We start from the raw sequence: 17331 nt of genomic DNA, 5'->3' as shown, positions 1-17331 counted from the left end.
CCTTCATTCCTCTGTTCGGAACAGCACGGTTTCGCCGACCAGAAGGAAAAGGAAGAAGGGCGCCCATGCGGCGAGCACCGGCGGGTAGGCGCCCAGGCTACCCATCGCGAGCGAGAAATTGTCGGCGACGAAATAGGCAAAGCCGAGCGCCATGCCCAGCACCGCCCGCATGAACAATTGGCCCGATCGCGCCAGACCGAACGCCGCGACCGATCCCAGGATCGGCATCAGCAACGCGGAGAGCGGACCCGACAATTTGTGCCACAAACTACCCTCCAACTCCGCGGTGGGACGGCCGGCGTCATGCAGGTCGGAGATCGCTGCTTCCAGTTCGCGGAAGGTCAGCGCGTCGGGATCGACCTTTGCCAGGGTGAACTGGTCCGGGCGGATGTCGCGGCCGAAGCGGACGGTGCCGACATTGCGGACCGTGCCGCGCGCTACATCGAACTGGCGCGCGCCTTCCAGCAGCCAGCTTTTACTGGCGGCGTCGTAACGGCCCCTGGGTGCCTGGACGATGGTCGTCAGGCTGTTGTTGATGCGATTGTAGATCTGGACCTTGCGCAGCTGCACTTCATTGCCGCGCCCCGCGACGATGGCGGCGTTGACCAGATTGTTGCCGTCGCGCACCCAGGGATTGCTCTTGACGCCGCTGTCGCGCGGGATCGGGCCATAATCGACCGCCTGCCAGGCGCTGAGCGCCGCGGTCGAGCGGGCGACGATCCGTTCGTTGAAGACGAAGCTGATGACCGATACGCCGAGCGCTGTCGCGATCAGCGGCGCTAGTATCTGGTGCGCGGAAAGGCCCGCCGCCTTCATCGAGATGATTTCGCTATTCTGGTTAAGCGTCGCCAGCATGACCAGCGTGCCCAGCAGCACCGAGAATGGCAGGAAGCGCGCGACGATCTGCGGCGCGCGCAGACCGACATAATGCCATAATTCCGGGTCGCCATTGCCGGGATAGGAAAGCACATCGCCCGAATTGCCCAGCAGGTCGAGCGTCTGGAGGACGACCACCAGCAGCATCAGCACGGCGAAGGTGCGGGTCAGGAACAGGCGCGCCATATACCAGCTGATCTGGCGCGACGGGAAGAAGTTGAACTGCATGGGTCAGGCCGCTCCTTGCGCAACGGGACGTCGCCGCCCGAAGCGCAGCAGCCGGACGATCTGCTTGCCAAGCTTGGAGAAGGCCACTTCCAGTGCGCCGATCGGCTGGCCGCCGGGTCGGTTGGCGATCACATGATACATCCATAGCACCAGGCCAGAGGCGAGCAGGAACGGTCCCCACAGCGCGATGATCGGATCGACCTTCCCCAGCGCGCCGATGCCTTCGCCATATTGGTTCACCTTATGATAGGTGACGATGAACACGATCGAGAGGAAGACGCCGAGCGCCGAGGTCGATCGCTTGGGCGGGATGGCGAAGGCCAGCGCGGCGAGCGGCAGCAGGAACATGAACACGACCTCGACCATACGGAAATGGAAGTTGGCGCGCACTTCGTCCTTCAATTTTTCCGGCGTCGCGGGATTTTTGCCGATCACCATCAATTCGGGAATCGTCTTTTCCCTGTCGACGTCGCGGCCGCGGAAATTTTCGATCTGCGGCAGGTCGATCGGCAGGTCATGGCTGGAAAAGGAGAGGATGCGCGGCGTCTTATATTTGGGCGCATCATTCACCAGCACGCCGTTGCGCAGGCGGAAGATGATGACGTCGGGATCGTCGGTGGCCAGGAACGTGCCCTGCGCCGCCGTGACCGCGACCGACTGGCCATCGCGGCTCACCGCGCGGACGAAGATGCCCTGGAGATTGCGACCTTCGTCCAGGCTGCGCTCGATCCGCAGGGTCATGCGCTTGCCCAAATTGGTGAACTCCCCGACCTTGATCGAGGCGCCGAGCGCACCCGATCGCAGTTCGAATCGCAGTGCTTCATAGGCATGGCGAGAGAGCGGCTGGACAAAACCGACGATGCCGAAATTGAGCAGGGCCAGCGCGACGCAGTACATATAGGGCACGCGCAGCAGCCGGCCATAGGACAGGCCGACCGCGCGCATGACGTCCAGTTCCGACGACAGGGCCAGCTTGCGGAAGGCGAGCAGGATGCCGAGCATCAAACCGATCGGGATGCCGAGCGAGAGATATTCGGGCAGCATATTGGCGAGCATCCGCCACACGACGCTGACCGGCCCTCCTTCCGCCGCGACGAAATCGAACAGGCTGAGCATCTTGTCGAGCACCAGCAGCATCGCGGCGATCACAAGCGTACCCAGCATGGGCACCGCGATCAGGCGGGCGAGATAACGGTCGGTGGCGGTCAGCATTCTCTAAGTCGTCGTCCCATCACCATGTTTTGGCCGCAAACCCATCTCATATGCGAGTCAGGTAGAAAAGCGGGGCGAACAGGGGTTTGTCCGCCGGTCCATATCGGCGGCTATAGCTTCCAGGAGTCTGATGGTCATGGTAAAAGTTGCAATGGGTGTGATGGCGGGTGCAGCGATGATCGCGGCGATACCGGCCATGGCCCATGGCGAGGAAATCGCGAACGATCTGGGGCGGTGCGAAAGCAGCGCCAAAGGCCCGGCCGTGCTGGTCGATGTGCGCGGTTTCACCGCCGCCACCGGCAAGGTGCGCGTCCAGTCTTATCCCGCCACCAAGGCGGCGTGGCTCGCCAAGGGTGAATGGCTCAACCGCATCGACACGGCGGTACGACCGGCCAATGGGGCGATGCGCTTTTGCGTCCCGGTGCCCAGAGCAGGCGAATATGGCATCGCCGTGCGGCACGATCGCGACGGCAATGGCAAGACGGACATTTCGCGCGATGGCGGTGGATTTTCCAACAATCCATCGATCAGCATCTTCAACCTGGGGAAACCAGGCGTGGAGAAGGCGGCCTTTCATGTTGGACCGGGCGTGACGAAAATCACGATCAACCTCAAATATATGTGATCCAAAGCCATGGTCTGCGTCGCGCTCCTGTCCAATCCGAAGTCCACGGGCAACCGGCAGACCCTTCCCCTCGTGCGCAGCTATTGCGCCAGCAACCCCGACATTTTCCATTATGAAGTGGAACAGGTCGACCAGATCGGCCGGGCGTTCCAGACGATCGCTCGCGTCGATCCGGTCGTCATCGTCATCAATGGCGGCGACGGCACGGTGCAGGCGTCGCTGACCGAACTCTACCAGGGCGAACATTTCAAGGGCCGGGTGCCGCCGATCGCGGTGCTGCCCAATGGCAAGACCAACCTGATCGCCCTGGACCTTGGCATCCATGGCGACCCTATCAAGGCGCTGGAGCGGATCGTGGCGATCGCCAAGGCGGGCGTGGACGACCATGTCGTCGCGCGCGAACTGATCGCCCTGTCCGACGGCGCGGTCGGCAGCCGTCCGGTGCTGGGCATGTTCTTAGGGGGAGCGGGGCTGGCAGATTACATGCTCTATTGCCGCAACCAGATCTATCCGCTGGGCCTGTCCAATGGCCTGAGCCATGTCATCACCGCGCTGGCGGTGGTGTTTTCGCTGCTGTTTGGCATCAGCGCCAAGTTTCTGCCGCCGTCAGGCAACCCGGTGCGGATTTCCCTGATTCGCGACGGCCAGTTGGTCGGGCGTTTTGCGGTGCTGATCGTGACCACGCTGGAACGGCTGCTGCTGGGCGTAGACCCCGGCGACAGCAGGAGCGGCAATATGAAACTGATGGCGGTGGACCAGAATCTGCCATCCTTGCTGCGGCTGGTATGGGCCAGCCTGTTCAAGCGGGTGGGCAAGCATAAGATGCAGGGCATCCATCTGGAACAGGGCGACGTGATCCGCATCGAGGGCGACCGGAGCAGCGTGATACTGGACGGCGAATTGTTCGAAGCGTCCGAAGGCAAGCCGATCGTCCTGCGATCGACCCAGCCGGTGCCGTTCCTGCGACTGGCGGCTTAAGGGCGCTACTGAAATACGGCTTTGTAGGGCCGCTCGAATGAGTGGTTAGCTGTCGTTCCGATGCTTCAGATATTCTTGTTGCTGCACCGCTTCATCATCAGTGTAGATGTAATTCTCTAAGCCAACCGCATCATATGTGCCATAATCCAAACGGTCATATTGAAGCTGCATGGCCTCATGCCATGAGGTTGCCAACACGCTGAATACAAGGCGCGCGTTCGGCGTTAGAACTGGCCGCAACTCGTCATTTCGTTCCCTCACTACGGCGAACTCGGCTCCATCATCGTTTTCCCAATATTCGTGCAGAAGCGTTGCCATGTTTGGATGATGGCTCAACGCTCGAAAGTCCGCAACTGCGCGATACTACCCAAAAGCCGGTCCCGCCAGCGCGCGGGCGTGGTCGCGGATGCCCGATGGCCAGTCCTGAGACAACGAGTTGAACAGTTGTTCGTCCTTTGCATAGAGCGCCCGGATCGCCGCTTCATAGCCGGGCCGGTCACCCGCTATCGCCGTCATGAAATGATAGGCTGCATCCATGGCGGCACGCGGGCTGGGCTTGTCCGCGTCGGCCTTGCGCGCCGCTTCCACCAGTCGCCGCACCGTGGCGGATGCGCCGCCCGACTGGCTGGCGAGCCAGTCCCAATGGCGTGGCAGCAATGTGATTTCGCGCGGCTGCACGCCCAGCCTCGGACGGCCCCTGCCCCGTGGCGCGTCTGCCGATCTGGCGCGCAGGTCGATATCGACCTGACGGCCGGTGGCGTCGTCGAACAGCAGGACGGCCTGCGCATCGTCCCCCATGGCGCGCAAAGCATCCCGCACCTCCGCTTCATCGCCGGTGGCGATCCACAGATCGCCTGCAAAAGCCGTCAATGTCCGTTCCATACCGAATCTCCTTCGGCACGGCCATTATTACCCGGATTTAATTGAGTCAATATTATCCGGGTAATTAATCGGCGCGCAATTCGACCCAGGTCGGCGCGTGGTCGCTGGCCTTTTCCCGGCCGCGAAATTCTTTGTCGACCTGCGCATCGACCAAGCGGTCGGCGGCGGCGGGGCTGAGCAGCAGATGATCGATGCGAAAGCCCGCGTCGCGCGGCCAGCTGTTCGCCTGATAGTCCCAGAAGGTCCACACGCCGCCTGCGGGATGGCGGGTCAGCAGCGCATCGGTCCAGCCGTCGCCCAGCAGCCGGCGATAGGCCTCGCGGCTTTCCGGCTGCATCAGCGCGTCGTCCTGCATCGCCTTGACCGAAAAAGTGTCCACGTCACGCGGGATGACATTATAATCGCCCGCAAGGATCGCGGGGATTTCCTCCGCCCAGATTTGCGTCGCGCGGTCGCGCAGGCGCTTCATCCAGCGCAATTTATAATCGAATTTGGGGCCGGGCTGCGGATTGCCGTTGGGCAGGTAGATGGACGCGACGCGCACGCCCTTCACGTCGGCTTCCAGATAGCGGCTATGCTCATCCTCACTCTCGCCCTCAAGGCCGCGGCGCACCTCGACCGGGGTTTCGCCACGCGCGAGGATGGCGACGCCGTTGAACCCCTTCTGCCCGTGCCAGATCACGCCGTAACCGGCCGCCTCGATATCCTTGACCGGGAAGGTTTCGTCGCTGGTCTTGATTTCCTGAAGGCAGGCGATGTCGGGCTGCGTTTCGCCCAGCCATTCCAGCAGGCGCGGCAAGCGCGCCTTGATGCCGTTGATGTTGAAGGTGGCTATGCGCATGGCTGGCAATCCGTTCAATCTATGCGTGCTCCTGCGCAGGCAGGAGCCCAGTTCCAAGGTTCGGTCTGGGTTCCTGCCTACGCAGGCGCACGCGGATTTTCAAACGGAAGGATTCAGACCGAGAAGCTGGTCCCGCAGCCGCAGCCGGCGGTCGCGTTGGGATTGGTCACCTTGAAGGCCTGACCACCCAGGTCGGAAACGAAATCGACGGCGGAGCCGCGCACCAGGTCCAGGCTGACGTCATCGACCACCAGGGTCACGCCGTCGCGCTCGACCGACAGGTCTTCAGCCTCCACCGCATCAGCCAGGCCGAAGCGATATTGGAAGCCGGAACAGCCGCCGCCCTCCACGGCCAATCGCAGGATCGCGGGCTTGCCCTGCTTTGCGGCGATCGCAGCGACACGCGCGGCAGCGGAAGGGGTGAGATCAATGTCGGCCATGGTGCCTAGATAGGGTCAAGCAAAAGGCCCGGCAACCCGCGAATGCTAACCATTTCGCCCAGGCCGGGCTGCAAATGGCACTTTCCTTCGCTTCCGGTGCTCACGTTCATTGAGCACGATGCGCGCCGGTTCTCAGAAAGCCCCATTTTCGCCTCAACCTGACCGAAATAGCCAGCACTCGCCGGCACACATTTGACGGGCAAACAAAAAGGCCCGGAGTCGAATAACCACCGGGCCTTGTGCGAATGTCGGGGAAATGGCCCTTAGTCGGCAGCTTTTTCCTGCGCCTTGGTCGGGCCGCCCATGGCGAGCGGCGGCTTGGTGTTCATCGCGACCAGATAATCGGGGCCGGCGACGAAAGGCAGCGGGTTGATCGCCGCGCCATCGACGCGGACTTCATAATGGAGGTGGCTGCCGGTCGAGCGGCCGGTCGAGCCCATCAGACCGATGATCTGGCCGCGCTTCACATAGCTATTTTCAGCGACCAGCAGCTTCGACATATGGCCGTAGCGCGTTTCCATGCCGCTGCCGTGCGAGATCTGAACGAGATTGCCATAGCCGCTGGCCCAGCCGGCGCGGCTGATGATGCCGTCGGCCGTGGCGTGGATCGGCGTGCCGATCGGGCCGGGAATGTCGATGCCCTTGTGCATCCGGGCAGCGCGGTTGAACGGGTCGGAACGGACGCCGAAGTTCGAGGTCAGGATCAGCTTTTCGACCGGGCGGCCCGACGGGATGTAGGCCGCGGTCTTGGCGTTGCCGTCGAGGCGTTGCAGGCTGGAAAAGAGGTTGGAGAAGCCCACATCGGACGGGCCAAGCGCGCTGGTGTTGATTTCCGAAGCGTCGCCATAGGGGTCGTCGCCTTCGGTGGCGTGGACCGGGGCGGTTGCGCAAAGCGCGCCGACAATCCCGATACTGGCTAAAATTGTCTTAACCTTGCTCGTTTGGAACCAACGCGAACCGCGAGCATTTACCGTGTGAAGAACCGACATGCAGACCCCGACTATGTCACCGGAGGCTTTATGCCCCTCGGCGCTTCCCGTGTTTAATTTATTGGCGACCTGGATCGCCCCCGCCGGATGCAGACTGCAAATCGCCGGTCATGTTGCAAGCGCGACGTAGAATTCTTCCGTCAGACCGGCCTGTCGACGCGCCGAGTCGTTGAACGGTGGCTTAACGCTGCCCCGAAAATGGCGTTTCACAAGCATTTGGTAATGGTTGGCCGCATCCACGCCCATTCCGTTCGTCGCCGCGACGAACCATTTCGTCCCCGCGGCGACATGGCGAATCTCGTCCGTCATGATGCGTCGCAGCATGCGGCCGGATGTCATGTCACCCACCGCTTCGAACCGGTCGATAGTGGCGGGCGTGATGTCGAGCGCGCGCGCCTCCAGCACCATGGGCACGATGGCAAGCCGGGCCAGCGCGTCGCCCGCCGTCTCCTCCGCCGCCTGCCACAGGCCATCATGGGCGGGCAGCGCGCCATAATGGCTGCCCATCTGGCGCAGACGGCGTTCCAGCAGCGCGAAATGCATCGCTTCCTCCGCGCCGACCTGCATCCATTCGTCGGTAAAGGCCGCGGGAAACTGCCCGCCAAAACGGCCGATCATGTCGAAGGCAAGATCGATCGCGACGCATTCGATATGGGCGATCGCGTGGACCATGGCGATCCTTGCCCGCTCCGATCCAATCTTGCCGCGCCGGGGCATCTGGCCGGGCGGCAACAATGCGGGCGTGGCGGGTCGCGCGGGGCGATCCGGCAAGGCGACGTCGAACCGATGCGCCAGCCGCTCCTGCCGCCATGCCCGCGCCACCGCGCGCGCCGCCATGACCTTAGCGCGCGGATCGGGCGTCAGCAGGACATGGGCGCACCCCGCGCCCACGCTGCTCACAGCGCTGGGCAGGGTCAAAGCCCCTGCACCGCCTCCAGCACCTCTGCGGCGTGGCCCTTCACCTTCACCTTGGGCCAGACCCGCAGGATCGCGCCGTCCGCCCCGATCAGGAAGGTCGCACGCTCGATCCCCATATATTTCCGGCCATAGAGCGACTTTTCGACCCAGGTGCCGAACGCCTCGCACGCTGCGCCCGATTCGTCAGACGCCAGGATGACGCGCAGGCCATATTTGTCGGCGAATTTCTTGAGCTTGGCCGGCTTGTCCTTGGAAATGCCGACGATCGGCACGCCCGCGGCGGCGAAATCATCGGCCAGCGCGGTGAAATCCTTCGCCTGGTTGGTGCAACCGGGCGTGTCCGCCTTGGGATAGAAATAGACGACCAGCGGCTTGCCCTGATAGACGTCCAGCGCAAAGTCCACGCCATCGGCGTCGGTCAGCGTCACGGCGGGGACGGACTCACCCTGTTCCAGCATCATATTTCCTCCTGATAGGGCGCGGCAAGCGCGGCCCAGGCCTCGCCTACGCATTGCCGCGCCTTGGCATAGCTTGCAAGCAGCCCATCCCAATCGTTCATGCCGCAGGCGCGGGCGACCAGGGGCCGGGTGGCCTCCGCCGGCTCGATCGATTTGGGCGAAACCAAACGCGACACCACCAGATAGCGGGTGATGAGGTCATGCGCGGCGATAAGGCCGGCAGGCAGATGGCCAGCCGCGACCAATTCGGCCAGCGCCTGACCCAGATCCGGGTCGAAGGCCATGCGATAATGGAACTGGTTCACATGGATCAGAAATTCCAGGTCGACCAGGCCGCCCGGCACCAGTTTGACATCGAGGGCGCTGGCCGGCGGCTTGTGCTTGGCGATATCGCCGCGCATCTTCACCGCTTGCCGCGCCAGATCGTCGAAATCGCGCGGACGCTGGAAGGTTTCGGTCAGCACCGCGTCGATCGCGGCGCGCGCATGGGGCGATCCGAAGACAGGACGGGCGCGGGTGAGCGCCAGATGCTCCCAGGTCCAGGCGTCCTCCCGCTGATATTTGGCGAAACTGTCGAGGCTGACCGCCAGTAGTCCCTGCGCGCCGGACGGGCGCAGCCGCGTGTCGACCTCATAGAGCGGGCCGAACGCCGTGGCGACCGACAGGGCGTTGGTGACGCGCTGCGCAAGGCGGTTGAAATATTGGGTCGCGCCGAGCGGCTTGCGACCATCGGATTCGGTGGAGAAATCACCGGTGAAAAGATAGACGAGATCAAGGTCTGAAGCGTGGGTGAGTATCCCACCGCCCATGCGGCCCAGCGCCAGGATCACCATCTCGCCGCCCGGCACCTTGCCATGGGCGATTTCAAATTCGGCGACGGTGGCGGTGGCCAGCGCCTCGATCGCGGCTTCGGCAACGCGGCCATAGCCCCTGCCCGCCTCCAGCGGATCGCCCCCGCGGATGATCTGCACGCCCAATGCGAAGCGGCGGTCGCCGACCCGCTGACGCACCCGGTCAAGCAGCGCCTGATAATCCTCGCCCGGCTCCAGCGCGCCCAGTTGCTGCGCCAGTTGCGGCACGGACGGTGGCGGGTCGAAGGCGGTGGCGTCGATCAGGCCATCGATCAGTTCCGCGCGGCGTCCCAGCGCATCGGCCAGGGTCGGGGCATGGCTCAATATCTCCGCCAGCAATTCGACCAAGGCGGGGCGTGCGGCGAGCAGTTTGAAGAAGTTGATCGCGCTGGGCAGGCGGCCGATCATATCGTCCAGCCGGTTGAGCGCGCGGCTGGGATCGGGCGCCTTGGCCAGCGCGCGCATCAGGCCGGGCATCAGCGCCTCCAGCGCGTCGCGCGACGCCGCGCTGCGCAGCGCCCGGATCGTGCCGCCGCGCCAGTGGGCAATGCGGGCGATCGGCGTTTCGGGGTCGGCAAAACCGATCTCGATCAGTTGCGCTTTCAACCGCTCCTCGTCCTGGGAGAGGCCGGCATCGTCCTTTTGCGGTCTGAGGCGATCATAGTTGCGGCCGACCCATTCCGCATGCGGGCGCAACAGATCGAGCAGCGCCGTGGCGTCCGGCAGGCCATGCAAGCGCGCGACATTGTCGAGGCTGGCGGGCGACTTTGGCAGCTCATGGGTCTGGTGGTCCTCCACCATCTGGAGCCGATGTTCGATCGTGCGAAATAGGATATAGGCCTCGTCCAGCCGCGCGGCGACGTCGCCCTCGATCACGTTCGCCGCCGCGAGCGCCGCCAGAGCCTCTCGCGTGTTACCCGATCGCAGCGACCGGTCGCGGCCGCCATGGATGAGCTGGTGAACCTGGGCGAAAAATTCGACCTCTCGGATGCCGCCCCGTCCGCGTTTCAGGTCATAGCCCGGCCCGAACGCCTGACCCTGCGCATAATGGTCGCGGATGCGGCGGCTGATGTCGACGATCGCGTCGATCGCGCCGAAATCCAGGCTGCGTCGCCAGACAAAGGGCCGGATCTGGCGCATGAAATAGTCGCCGAGCGCGATGTCGCCCGCTGCGGCACGCGCGCGGATGAAGGCGGCCTGCTCCCATCCCATCGCGGTCGATTCATAATAGCCGATCGCCGCCTCCACCGGCAACGCGATCGGCGTGGCTTCGGGCGAGGGCCGCAGGCGCAGGTCGACGCGGAAGACATAGCCATCGCCATCGCGGGCGCTGAGCAACTCGCTCATCCGGCGGCCGATACGCACGGCGGCGTCGGCCACATCCTCCCGCTCGCGATGCGGCAGGGTGGCGGGATCGTAGAGCAGGATCGGGTCGATATCCGACGAATAGTTGAGTTCCCGGCTACCATGCTTGCCCAGCGCGAGCACAACGAAGCCGCGATGCTCGGCATCGGGATAGCGTTCCTGCATTGCGGCGGCGAGCGCTTCCTCCAGCGCCTGGTCGGCAAAGTCGGAGAGGATGCGGGTGACGCGATCCATGTCCCAGGCGCCCGCCAGGTCAGCGGCGGCCACCGCCAGCGCGATCGCCCCGCGACGGCGGCGCAGCGACCGGGCCACGCCGTCTTCCGGGCTTCCCGCCGCCTGCGCCGCGGCCAGCGCGCCGTCATGGTCACCGGCCGCCAGCCTTCCGGTCACCTCAGGAAAACGATCTAGCGCGCGTGTCAAAAAAGGCGAATGGCCCCTGATCCGGGCCTGCGTTTCCAGCCAGTCGGTCACGTCTGCTCTCCCTTATGTCCGGGCGCTATCGCTTGGGCTTGCGACGAATGCCAGAAACTTTTGGCCTCTCCGGCCGTTCACGCTCCATGGATATCCAGCGCAAAGCCTATGGCCGATCGGCACCGGGACGCGATGGCGGCGGCAGCCGCATCGTGACCGTCGCTTTGCCGGAGCCTTATGAAGGCGTTGGCAACGCCTTGCGCGCCACTTATGCGCCCGGACGCGATGGGGTGCCCGATGACATGATGGCGCTGCTGGCGAAGCTCGACCGCCATTGACGGGAGCGACCAGCCGTCCAGGGTGAGGGCATGGCAGGGCTTTATTTACCCATTTCGGATAAAAGTCGGCGATTATCGTTCCAGAAAAGTCGCACATTTATGATGTATCGCAATTTCGCCATCGCCACGCTGCTGGCCGCGCCGTTGATCGTGATGGCGACTCAGGCTCTGCTGCCCAAACCCGGCACCCCGCAGCAACAGGGCGAACCGGCCATCAAGCCCGATGTACCGCCCCCGCCGCCACCCATGCCAGTCGCACCGGTGGTGACGCCCGGCGCGCCATCGGTCGATGCCCCATCCGCCTTCGGCCAGCCGATGGTCGGGGCCGACCAACCGGCGATGATGCCCGGCACCGGCCTGCCCGACACATCCGCGCCGCCGATGACCGGGGGCATGGCCGCTGGCTTTTCGCCGCAGGACGCCCCCGCCGGATCGCCCAATTCGGAATAAGGGTCAGATCGCGCCCTGGAACGTGTCGCACTCGGCAGGATCGCCGGTGGACAGCCCCTTGCGCAGCCATTCCATCCGTTGCGCGCCAGTGCCGTGGGTGAAACTTTCGGGTACAGGCCGCCGCCCGGCCGATTTCTGAAGCGTGTCGTCGCCGATCGCCTGCGCCGCGCGCATCCCTTCCTCCAGGTCGCCCGCCTCCATCAAATTGGTGTCGCGCGCGGCCCAGACCCCGGCATAGCAGTCGGCCTGCAATTCCATCTTCACCTGTAGCGCGTTACCCTCCGCCTCACTGGCGCGCTGCTGCGCCTTGCGGATCTTGTCCGCCTCACCAGTGATGGTCTGGATGTGATGGCCGACCTCATGCGCGATGATATAGCCGATCGGGAAATCGCCAGGCGCGTTGAAGCGGCTTTCCATCTCGTTGAAGAAATCGGTGTCGATATAGATGCGCTGGTCGGCCGGGCAGTAAAATGGCCCCATCGCCGATTGCGCCGCGCCGCAGCCCGACTGGCCATTCTGGCTGAAGAAGACCAGGGTCGGCGGCGGATATTGCTGCCCCTCCGCCTTGAAAATGTCGGTCCAGCGGCGTTCGGTCGATCCCAGCACCTTGAGCGAGGTGCGCTGAACCGCGCTGAGTTCGCCGGTCGCCGGGCGTTCGGTCTGAACCTGCTGTCCACCGCCGCCGCCGCCGATCAGGCTCAACGGGTTCATACCCATCACCACCATGATGATCAGCACCACGGCGATCCCGCCGCACCCGAAACGGCTGCCGATCAGCGGCAGCAACATGCCAAGGCCGCCGCCCAGGCCACCACCGCCGCCGCCACGGCCGTCCTGCACCTCGTAATGACTGCTTTCTTGTTCGTCGTCGAGCCGCATGACGCCCTCCCTTTCTCTTGATCGTTGCCTACGCGATTCAATGCGTTCGGGGAACAGTCAGCCAACACGAAGGTTGCGGCGACAGGTGATTTGTTACGATACATTAAGTTGGAATCATGACGCCAAAGACTATATTGCACTGCGACATGGCAGATATGGAACCCAAGGCGCAGGAAGCGAAACCGCTTCGCCGCGCCCGCACACCCCTCCCCCTCCCCCGTGAAGTCGCGTTGTTGCTGCAGGGCGGCGGGGCGTTGGGATCGTTCCAGTCCGGCGTCTATGAACGGCTCGATGAACTGGGGGTCGATGTCAGCTGGGTCGCGGGCATATCGATCGGCGCGATCAACGCCGCCATCATCGCCGGCAACCTGCCGCATCGCCGGATCAGCCGTCTCAAGAAATTCTGGTACACCGTTTCGGGCGGCATGCCCAATATCCTGCTGCCCGATATCGATCATGTGCGCGAGGCGGTGCATCTGGCCGCTGCGGGCACGGTCGCGACCTTCGGCGTGCCCGGCATGTTTCGCCCGCGCCTGTGGCCCGCGATGATGATGCCCGAAGGCTCGCAGGGCGCGATCAGCTTCTACGACAGCGCGCCGTTGAAGGAGACGCTGGACGCCTGCATCGACTGGGATCTTCTCAACGATGGTCCAGTCCGCCTGTCCGTGGGCGCGGTTGACGTGGAGTCCGGCAACTTTGCCTATTGGGATACGCGCGGTCCCGGCGGCAACACGCGGATCGACGCGCGCCACATCATGGCGTCGGGCGCGCTGCCCCCTGGCCTGCCGCCGGTCGAGATTGACGGGCGCTGGTATTGGGACGGCGGCCTGGTGTCCAACACGCCACTGTCCCATGTGCTCAGCCGCCAGACGGAAGACATGCTGGTGTTCCAGGTCGACCTCTTCCCCGCCGAAGGGCCGATGCCGCGGCAGATGACCGATGTCTATTCGCGCATGAAGGACATCCAGTATAGCAGCCGTACCCGCCAGGTGACGGACCAGTATCTACAGCTGCGGCGCGAGCATGGCGCGATCAAGGCGTTGCTCGACAAGCTGCCACCCGAACTGTGCGACAATGCCGAAGCGCAAAAGCTGCGCGCAATGCTGGATGGCGGATCGGTCAACATCGTCCACCTGATCTACAGGTCACGCGCCTGGGAAAGCGGCGCGAAGGATTTCGAATTTTCCCGTTCGACCATGCTCGACCATTGGAGCCAGGGCCGCGAGGCGGTGGAGGAAGTCATGCACAAGGGCGATCTGATCGCGCGCAACATCCTCGACGGCAAGAGCGCGACGTTCGACCTCGACGAACCGGATCATCTCAAGGAGAAAAAGGCATGAGCAAGAGCTTGTCAGGCAAGACCGCGCTGATCACCGGGTCCACATCCGGCATCGGCCTTGCCTATGCCAAGGCGCTGGCCGGCGAAGGCGCCAATATCGTCATCAACGGTTTCGGCGACCCTGACGCGATCGAGACGGAGCGCGTCGGGCTGGAGGCGCTCAGCGGTGCCAAGGCGCTCTATTGCGGCCACGACCTGACCAAGGTCGACCAGATCGAGGCGATGATGAAGCAAGCCGCCGACATGTTCGGCGGGGTCGATATCCTCATCAACAATGCCGGGATGCAACATGTCGCGCCGGTCGAGGAATTCCCGATCGACAAATGGGACCTCATCATCGCGCTCAATTTGAACGCGGCCTTCCACACCAGCCGGCTGGCAATTCCCTACATGAAATCAAAAAAATGGGGGCGCATCATCCAGACCGCGTCGGCCCATTCGCTGGTCGCGTCACCGTTCAAGAGCGCCTATGTGACCGCCAAGCACGGGCTGGCCGGCTTTACCAAGACGGTGGCGCTGGAAGTGGCGACCGACGGCATCACCGCCAACTGCATTTCGCCAGGCTATGTCTGGACGCCGCTGGTCGAAAATCAGATCCCCGACACGATGAAGGCGCGGAACATGACGCGCGATCAGGTGATGAACGATGTGCTGCTGGCAGGCCAGCCGACCAAAGAGTTCGTGACGGCCGAACAGGTCGCGGCCACCGCCTTGTTCCTGTGCAGCGATGCCGCGGCCAACATCACCGGCGCGAATCTCAGCATCGATGGCGGCTGGACCGCGCAGTAGCATAGAAATGCCCATCGGCCGATGAACGGCCGATGGGCTTCATAGCTGTCAGGTCGCCGCCGGCGTCAGCAGGCGCAGCACCGATTGCAACCCGTCCTCGCTGGTCGTCGCCAGCGCCAGCGGGCGATCGGCCAGGCCGTCATGCTGGCTGTTGAGGAACAGGATGGCGTCCGACGCACCCAGCGTCTCTATCGCCATGCGGGTGATGCGCCCCTGCCGTTCGGCGGCATCGGGGGCCAAGCGCACGGCATTACGCGGGGTAAAGCGCCGCCCGGACATGCTGCGCCCTCCGGTCGAGGGGGCCTGGGCCTGATCGGCAGGTATATCGTCCGCCATGCTCAGCTCTTCAACGTCACGATGCCGACCACGCCGGGCTTGGACGACGGGTTGGATGCATTGCCCTTGGGCGGTTTTTCCGCCTTGGGCTTGCGCACTTCACGGTTCGATTTCTTCTGGCTCTTGGCCATGGTCAGTCCTTCCTGAAAATCAGCAAATATCAGCGCGCGGCGAGTAGGGCAGCGTCGTCTTCGGCGCGAAATTCGGCGGCGATCGCTTCGTCTTCCGACAGGACCGCGCGGGTGGCGCGGCGGCGTTCGGCGCCAGCGGCCAATTCCGCCTCCCGTCCCCAGGCATTGGCCGCCCGCTGCGCGATCTGACGTGCATTGGGCAGGGTTTCGGACGATGCGCGCGCCTGATGCAACGATTGCTGCGCAAGGCAGAATGCGGATGTCTGGGCCATGGGACAGGCTCCTTTTTTTCGAGCGAGGGATTAGAACGGAGCGGCGGCAGGGAGGCGCGTGAGGATCAGCGCAGACGCAGCCATGGCGCAACACGGGCGGACAATCATAAAGACGCATGGCGCGCCAGATTGTTCCTTTCACTTGCGAAATAGTGTCGCGGCGGCAAAATTGCAAGGATGCGCCATCCGGCCGGCATGTGGCGGCAGGCGTGTCGGGGCTGCTGCACCCTACGGTCGGCAAAACTCCCCCTTTAACAGTCGTAAAATCCCCTTATGCTCATACCCAGCAAGGGAGATTATCAACATGCGCCAAGCGCTCACGGCCGTCCTGGCCGCCGCCAGCCTTTCATCCATCGCCACCGCCCAGACAGCGCCGCCCCCGGCCGCCCCGCCCGCTCCCACCGCGCAGAGCGCCCTCGGCTCGGCGGTCGCTAAGGACATGGATGGCCTGATGACGCTTTATCGCGACCTACACGCCAATCCCGAACTGTCGTTGCAGGAAGTCAACACCGCGGCCAAGCTCGCCAAGCGGTTGAAGGCCCTCAAGTTCGACGTGACCGAGAAGGTCGGCGGCACCGGCGTCGTCGCGGTGATGAAGAACGGGTCCGGCCCGACCCTGCTGATCCGCGCCGACATGGACGGGCTGCCGGTAGTCGAGCAGACGGGCCTCGCCTTCGCGTCCAAGGTCCGCACCAAAACGCCCGAAGGCGTTGAAACCGGCGTCATGCACGCCTGCGGCCATGACACGCACATGACCGCCTTTATCGAGACGGCCAAGCTGCTCGCCGCCCGCAAGGACGAGTGGAAGGGCACGCTGGTCATGATCCTGCAACCGGCCGAGGAAGTGGGCAAGGGCGCGCGGATGATGCTGGAGGACGGGCTTTACACCCGCTTCCCCAAGCCGACCCACGCCATCGCCTTCCACGACGCGGCCAATATGGCGGCGGGGCAGATCGGCTATACCCCCGGCTATGCGTTGGCCAATGTCGATAGCGTCGATATTTTGGTGAAAGGCCTAGGCGGTCATGGCGCTTATCCGCAGACGACCCGCGACCCGATCGTGCTTGGCGCGCGCATCGTCACCTCCTTGCAGACCCTCGTCAGCCGCGAACAAGATCCGCAAGATCCCGCCGTCGTCACCGTCGGCAGCTTCCAGGCCGGGGCCAAGCATAATATCATTCCCGACGAGGCGAAGCTGCTGCTCACCATCCGCAGCTATTCGGACGAGACGCGCGAAAAGCTGATCGAAGGGATCAGGCGAATCAGCCGCGGCGAAGCGATCGCGGCGGGCATGCCGGAAGACAAGATGCCGGTGGTGAGCGTGAAGGATGAATTCACCCCTTCCACCTTCAACCCGCCCGAATTTGCCGAACAGATGGCGGGCCTGCTCAAAGGCCACTTCCCAGACGGCCGGGTGATCAAGACGAGCGCAGTAATGGGCGGCGAAGATTTCAGCCGTTTCTATCGTGCTGACAAGAGCATCAACAGCTTCATCTTCTGGGTCGGAGGTGTGCCAGCGGAAAAGCTGGCGGCGGCGCAGGCGGGCCAGACCAGCCTGCCGTCGCTGCACAGTCCTTTCTGGGCGCCGGAAGCCGACAAGGTGATCGCCACCGCCAGCGAGGCTATGACAATGCTGGCGCTCGATATAATGAAGAAATAAAACTGCGCAGCCATGGTTGCAGGACGATATTTTCCTGCAACCATGGTGGAAAGCCGTTTGCTA

The 17331-nt window shown here is 63.9% G+C and carries 21 protein-coding genes; 7 read left to right on the top strand and 14 right to left on the bottom strand.

Annotated features, from left to right (window positions below):
• Positions 1-3: 3 nt before the first annotated feature.
• Together lptG and lptF are read right to left on the bottom strand one after the other, a co-directional pair.
• Entirely contained in the window at positions 4-1104 is a 1101-nt protein-coding gene (gene lptG / locus HHL08_RS02635; RefSeq protein ID WP_169570902.1) for an LPS export ABC transporter permease LptG, read from the bottom strand.
• A gap of 3 nt (positions 1105-1107) precedes the next feature.
• Complete coding sequence (gene lptF, locus HHL08_RS02630; RefSeq protein ID WP_169570901.1) at positions 1108-2316, bottom strand: LPS export ABC transporter permease LptF; 1209 nt, start codon at positions 2314-2316, stop codon at positions 1108-1110.
• A gap of 130 nt (positions 2317-2446) precedes the next feature.
• Between lptF and HHL08_RS02625 the strand changes: the two genes are divergently transcribed.
• The gene (locus HHL08_RS02625; RefSeq protein WP_169570900.1) at positions 2447-2941 is read left to right on the top strand and encodes a DUF2141 domain-containing protein; all 495 of its coding nucleotides are present in this window, start codon (positions 2447-2449) and stop codon (positions 2939-2941) included.
• Between the two features lie 9 nt (positions 2942-2950).
• Positions 2951-3919 carry a diacylglycerol/lipid kinase family protein gene (locus tag HHL08_RS02620; protein WP_169570899.1) on the top strand — a complete coding sequence of 323 codons (969 nt, stop codon included), beginning with the start codon at positions 2951-2953 and terminating at the stop codon, positions 3917-3919.
• Positions 3920-3964: 45 nt separating this feature from the next.
• Here HHL08_RS02620 and HHL08_RS02615 read toward each other — a convergent pair whose 3' ends face one another.
• The 8 genes from HHL08_RS02615 to HHL08_RS02580 all read right to left on the bottom strand — a co-directional run bounded on the left by HHL08_RS02615 (position 3965) and on the right by HHL08_RS02580 (position 11134).
• Positions 3965-4237, bottom strand: a complete 273-nt coding sequence (locus HHL08_RS02615) for a hypothetical protein (RefSeq protein ID WP_169570898.1) — start codon at positions 4235-4237, stop codon at positions 3965-3967.
• 45 nt (positions 4238-4282) lie between these two features.
• The gene (locus HHL08_RS02610) at positions 4283-4801 is read right to left on the bottom strand and encodes a DUF2239 family protein (protein WP_169570897.1); all 519 of its coding nucleotides are present in this window, start codon (positions 4799-4801) and stop codon (positions 4283-4285) included.
• A gap of 64 nt (positions 4802-4865) precedes the next feature.
• The gene (gene xth, locus HHL08_RS02605; RefSeq protein ID WP_169570896.1) at positions 4866-5642 is read right to left on the bottom strand and encodes an exodeoxyribonuclease III; all 777 of its coding nucleotides are present in this window, start codon (positions 5640-5642) and stop codon (positions 4866-4868) included.
• 113 nt (positions 5643-5755) lie between these two features.
• Entirely contained in the window at positions 5756-6082 is a 327-nt protein-coding gene (locus HHL08_RS02600) for a HesB/IscA family protein (RefSeq protein ID WP_088182575.1), read from the bottom strand.
• Positions 6083-6345: 263 nt separating this feature from the next.
• Entirely contained in the window at positions 6346-7071 is a 726-nt protein-coding gene (locus HHL08_RS02595; protein ID WP_169570895.1) for a M23 family metallopeptidase, read from the bottom strand.
• A gap of 108 nt (positions 7072-7179) precedes the next feature.
• Entirely contained in the window at positions 7180-7989 is an 810-nt protein-coding gene (locus HHL08_RS02590) for a ferritin-like domain-containing protein (RefSeq protein WP_169570894.1), read from the bottom strand.
• Complete coding sequence (bcp, locus tag HHL08_RS02585) at positions 7986-8447, bottom strand: thioredoxin-dependent thiol peroxidase (protein ID WP_169571102.1); 462 nt, start codon at positions 8445-8447, stop codon at positions 7986-7988. The genes HHL08_RS02590 and bcp overlap by 4 nt, the downstream gene beginning before the upstream one ends.
• Positions 8447-11134, bottom strand: a complete 2688-nt coding sequence (locus HHL08_RS02580) for a bifunctional [glutamine synthetase] adenylyltransferase/[glutamine synthetase]-adenylyl-L-tyrosine phosphorylase (RefSeq protein ID WP_169570893.1) — start codon at positions 11132-11134, stop codon at positions 8447-8449. Before HHL08_RS02580 ends, bcp begins: the two co-directional genes overlap by 1 nt.
• Positions 11135-11181: 47 nt before the next feature.
• On the opposite strand from HHL08_RS02580, the gene HHL08_RS02575 reads away from it, so the two are divergent.
• Positions 11182-11412: a hypothetical protein gene (locus HHL08_RS02575; protein ID WP_328804546.1), complete on the top strand. Its 231-nt coding sequence runs from the start codon at positions 11182-11184 to the stop codon at positions 11410-11412.
• Positions 11413-11511: 99 nt separating this feature from the next.
• Entirely contained in the window at positions 11512-11862 is a 351-nt protein-coding gene (locus HHL08_RS02570; RefSeq protein WP_169570892.1) for a hypothetical protein, read from the top strand.
• Positions 11863-11865: 3 nt separating this feature from the next.
• Here the strand turns inward: HHL08_RS02570 and ypfJ are convergent, their stop codons facing one another.
• On the bottom strand, positions 11866-12741 hold the full coding sequence (ypfJ, locus tag HHL08_RS02565; protein ID WP_169570891.1) for a KPN_02809 family neutral zinc metallopeptidase: 876 nt from the start codon (positions 12739-12741) through the stop codon (positions 11866-11868).
• 146 nt (positions 12742-12887) lie between these two features.
• On the opposite strand from ypfJ, the gene HHL08_RS02560 reads away from it, so the two are divergent.
• Together HHL08_RS02560 and HHL08_RS02555 are read left to right on the top strand one after the other, a co-directional pair.
• Positions 12888-14081 (top strand): DUF3734 domain-containing protein, encoded by a 1194-nt coding sequence (locus tag HHL08_RS02560; RefSeq protein WP_169570890.1) that lies wholly within the window; start codon positions 12888-12890, stop codon positions 14079-14081.
• Entirely contained in the window at positions 14078-14869 is a 792-nt protein-coding gene (locus tag HHL08_RS02555) for a 3-hydroxybutyrate dehydrogenase (RefSeq protein WP_169570889.1), read from the top strand. Before HHL08_RS02560 ends, HHL08_RS02555 begins: the two co-directional genes overlap by 4 nt.
• Before the next feature lie 48 nt (positions 14870-14917).
• Here HHL08_RS02555 and HHL08_RS02550 read toward each other — a convergent pair whose 3' ends face one another.
• The 3 genes from HHL08_RS02550 to HHL08_RS02545 are packed head-to-tail and all read right to left on the bottom strand — an operon-like array spanning position 14918 to position 15608.
• Positions 14918-15205 (bottom strand): hypothetical protein, encoded by a 288-nt coding sequence (locus tag HHL08_RS02550; protein ID WP_169570888.1) that lies wholly within the window; start codon positions 15203-15205, stop codon positions 14918-14920.
• A gap of 2 nt (positions 15206-15207) precedes the next feature.
• Positions 15208-15336, bottom strand: coding sequence for a hypothetical protein (locus tag HHL08_RS25885; RefSeq protein ID WP_254913757.1), 129 nt, complete (start codon positions 15334-15336; stop codon positions 15208-15210).
• Between the two features lie 29 nt (positions 15337-15365).
• On the bottom strand, positions 15366-15608 hold the full coding sequence (locus tag HHL08_RS02545) for a hypothetical protein (RefSeq protein WP_235954639.1): 243 nt from the start codon (positions 15606-15608) through the stop codon (positions 15366-15368).
• A gap of 304 nt (positions 15609-15912) precedes the next feature.
• Here HHL08_RS02545 and HHL08_RS02540 point away from each other — a divergent pair, with 304 nt between their 5' ends.
• On the top strand, positions 15913-17268 hold the full coding sequence (locus HHL08_RS02540) for an amidohydrolase (RefSeq protein ID WP_169570887.1): 1356 nt from the start codon (positions 15913-15915) through the stop codon (positions 17266-17268).
• Positions 17269-17331: the final 63 nt, after the last annotated feature.

This window comes from Sphingobium psychrophilum (assembly GCF_012927105.1).
In the GTDB taxonomy this organism is placed as follows: Bacteria; Pseudomonadota; Alphaproteobacteria; order Sphingomonadales; family Sphingomonadaceae; genus Sphingobium; species Sphingobium psychrophilum.
Note: the sequence above shows the minus strand (reverse complement) of the source record. Positions and strands in the feature narration are given on the sequence as shown.

Bases quoted from the DNA above. Each gene is read 5' to 3' on its own strand.
- lptG (WP_169570902.1), bottom strand. From the start codon at position 1,104: ATGCAGTTCAACTTCTTCCCGTCGCGCCAGATCAGCTGGTATATGGCG.
- lptF (WP_169570901.1), bottom strand. From the start codon at position 2,316: ATGCTGACCGCCACCGACCGTTATCTCGCCCGCCTGATCGCGGTGCCC.
- HHL08_RS02625 (WP_169570900.1), top strand. From the start codon at position 2,447: ATGGTCATGGTAAAAGTTGCAATGGGTGTGATGGCGGGTGCAGCGATG.
- HHL08_RS02620 (WP_169570899.1), top strand. From the start codon at position 2,951: ATGGTCTGCGTCGCGCTCCTGTCCAATCCGAAGTCCACGGGCAACCGG.
- HHL08_RS02615 (WP_169570898.1), bottom strand. From the start codon at position 4,237: ATGGCAACGCTTCTGCACGAATATTGGGAAAACGATGATGGAGCCGAG.
- HHL08_RS02610 (WP_169570897.1), bottom strand. From the start codon at position 4,801: ATGGAACGGACATTGACGGCTTTTGCAGGCGATCTGTGGATCGCCACC.
- xth (WP_169570896.1), bottom strand. From the start codon at position 5,642: ATGCGCATAGCCACCTTCAACATCAACGGCATCAAGGCGCGCTTGCCG.
- HHL08_RS02600 (WP_088182575.1), bottom strand. From the start codon at position 6,082: ATGGCCGACATTGATCTCACCCCTTCCGCTGCCGCGCGTGTCGCTGCG.
- HHL08_RS02595 (WP_169570895.1), bottom strand. From the start codon at position 7,071: ATGTCGGTTCTTCACACGGTAAATGCTCGCGGTTCGCGTTGGTTCCAA.
- bcp (WP_169571102.1), bottom strand. From the start codon at position 8,447: ATGCTGGAACAGGGTGAGTCCGTCCCCGCCGTGACGCTGACCGACGCC.
- HHL08_RS02575 (WP_328804546.1), top strand. From the start codon at position 11,182: ATGCCAGAAACTTTTGGCCTCTCCGGCCGTTCACGCTCCATGGATATC.
- HHL08_RS02570 (WP_169570892.1), top strand. From the start codon at position 11,512: ATGATGTATCGCAATTTCGCCATCGCCACGCTGCTGGCCGCGCCGTTG.
- ypfJ (WP_169570891.1), bottom strand. From the start codon at position 12,741: ATGCGGCTCGACGACGAACAAGAAAGCAGTCATTACGAGGTGCAGGAC.
- HHL08_RS02560 (WP_169570890.1), top strand. From the start codon at position 12,888: ATGGCAGATATGGAACCCAAGGCGCAGGAAGCGAAACCGCTTCGCCGC.
- HHL08_RS02555 (WP_169570889.1), top strand. From the start codon at position 14,078: ATGAGCAAGAGCTTGTCAGGCAAGACCGCGCTGATCACCGGGTCCACA.
- HHL08_RS02550 (WP_169570888.1), bottom strand. From the start codon at position 15,205: ATGGCGGACGATATACCTGCCGATCAGGCCCAGGCCCCCTCGACCGGA.
- HHL08_RS25885 (WP_254913757.1), bottom strand. From the start codon at position 15,336: ATGGCCAAGAGCCAGAAGAAATCGAACCGTGAAGTGCGCAAGCCCAAG.
- HHL08_RS02545 (WP_235954639.1), bottom strand. From the start codon at position 15,608: ATGGCCCAGACATCCGCATTCTGCCTTGCGCAGCAATCGTTGCATCAG.
- HHL08_RS02540 (WP_169570887.1), top strand. From the start codon at position 15,913: ATGCGCCAAGCGCTCACGGCCGTCCTGGCCGCCGCCAGCCTTTCATCC.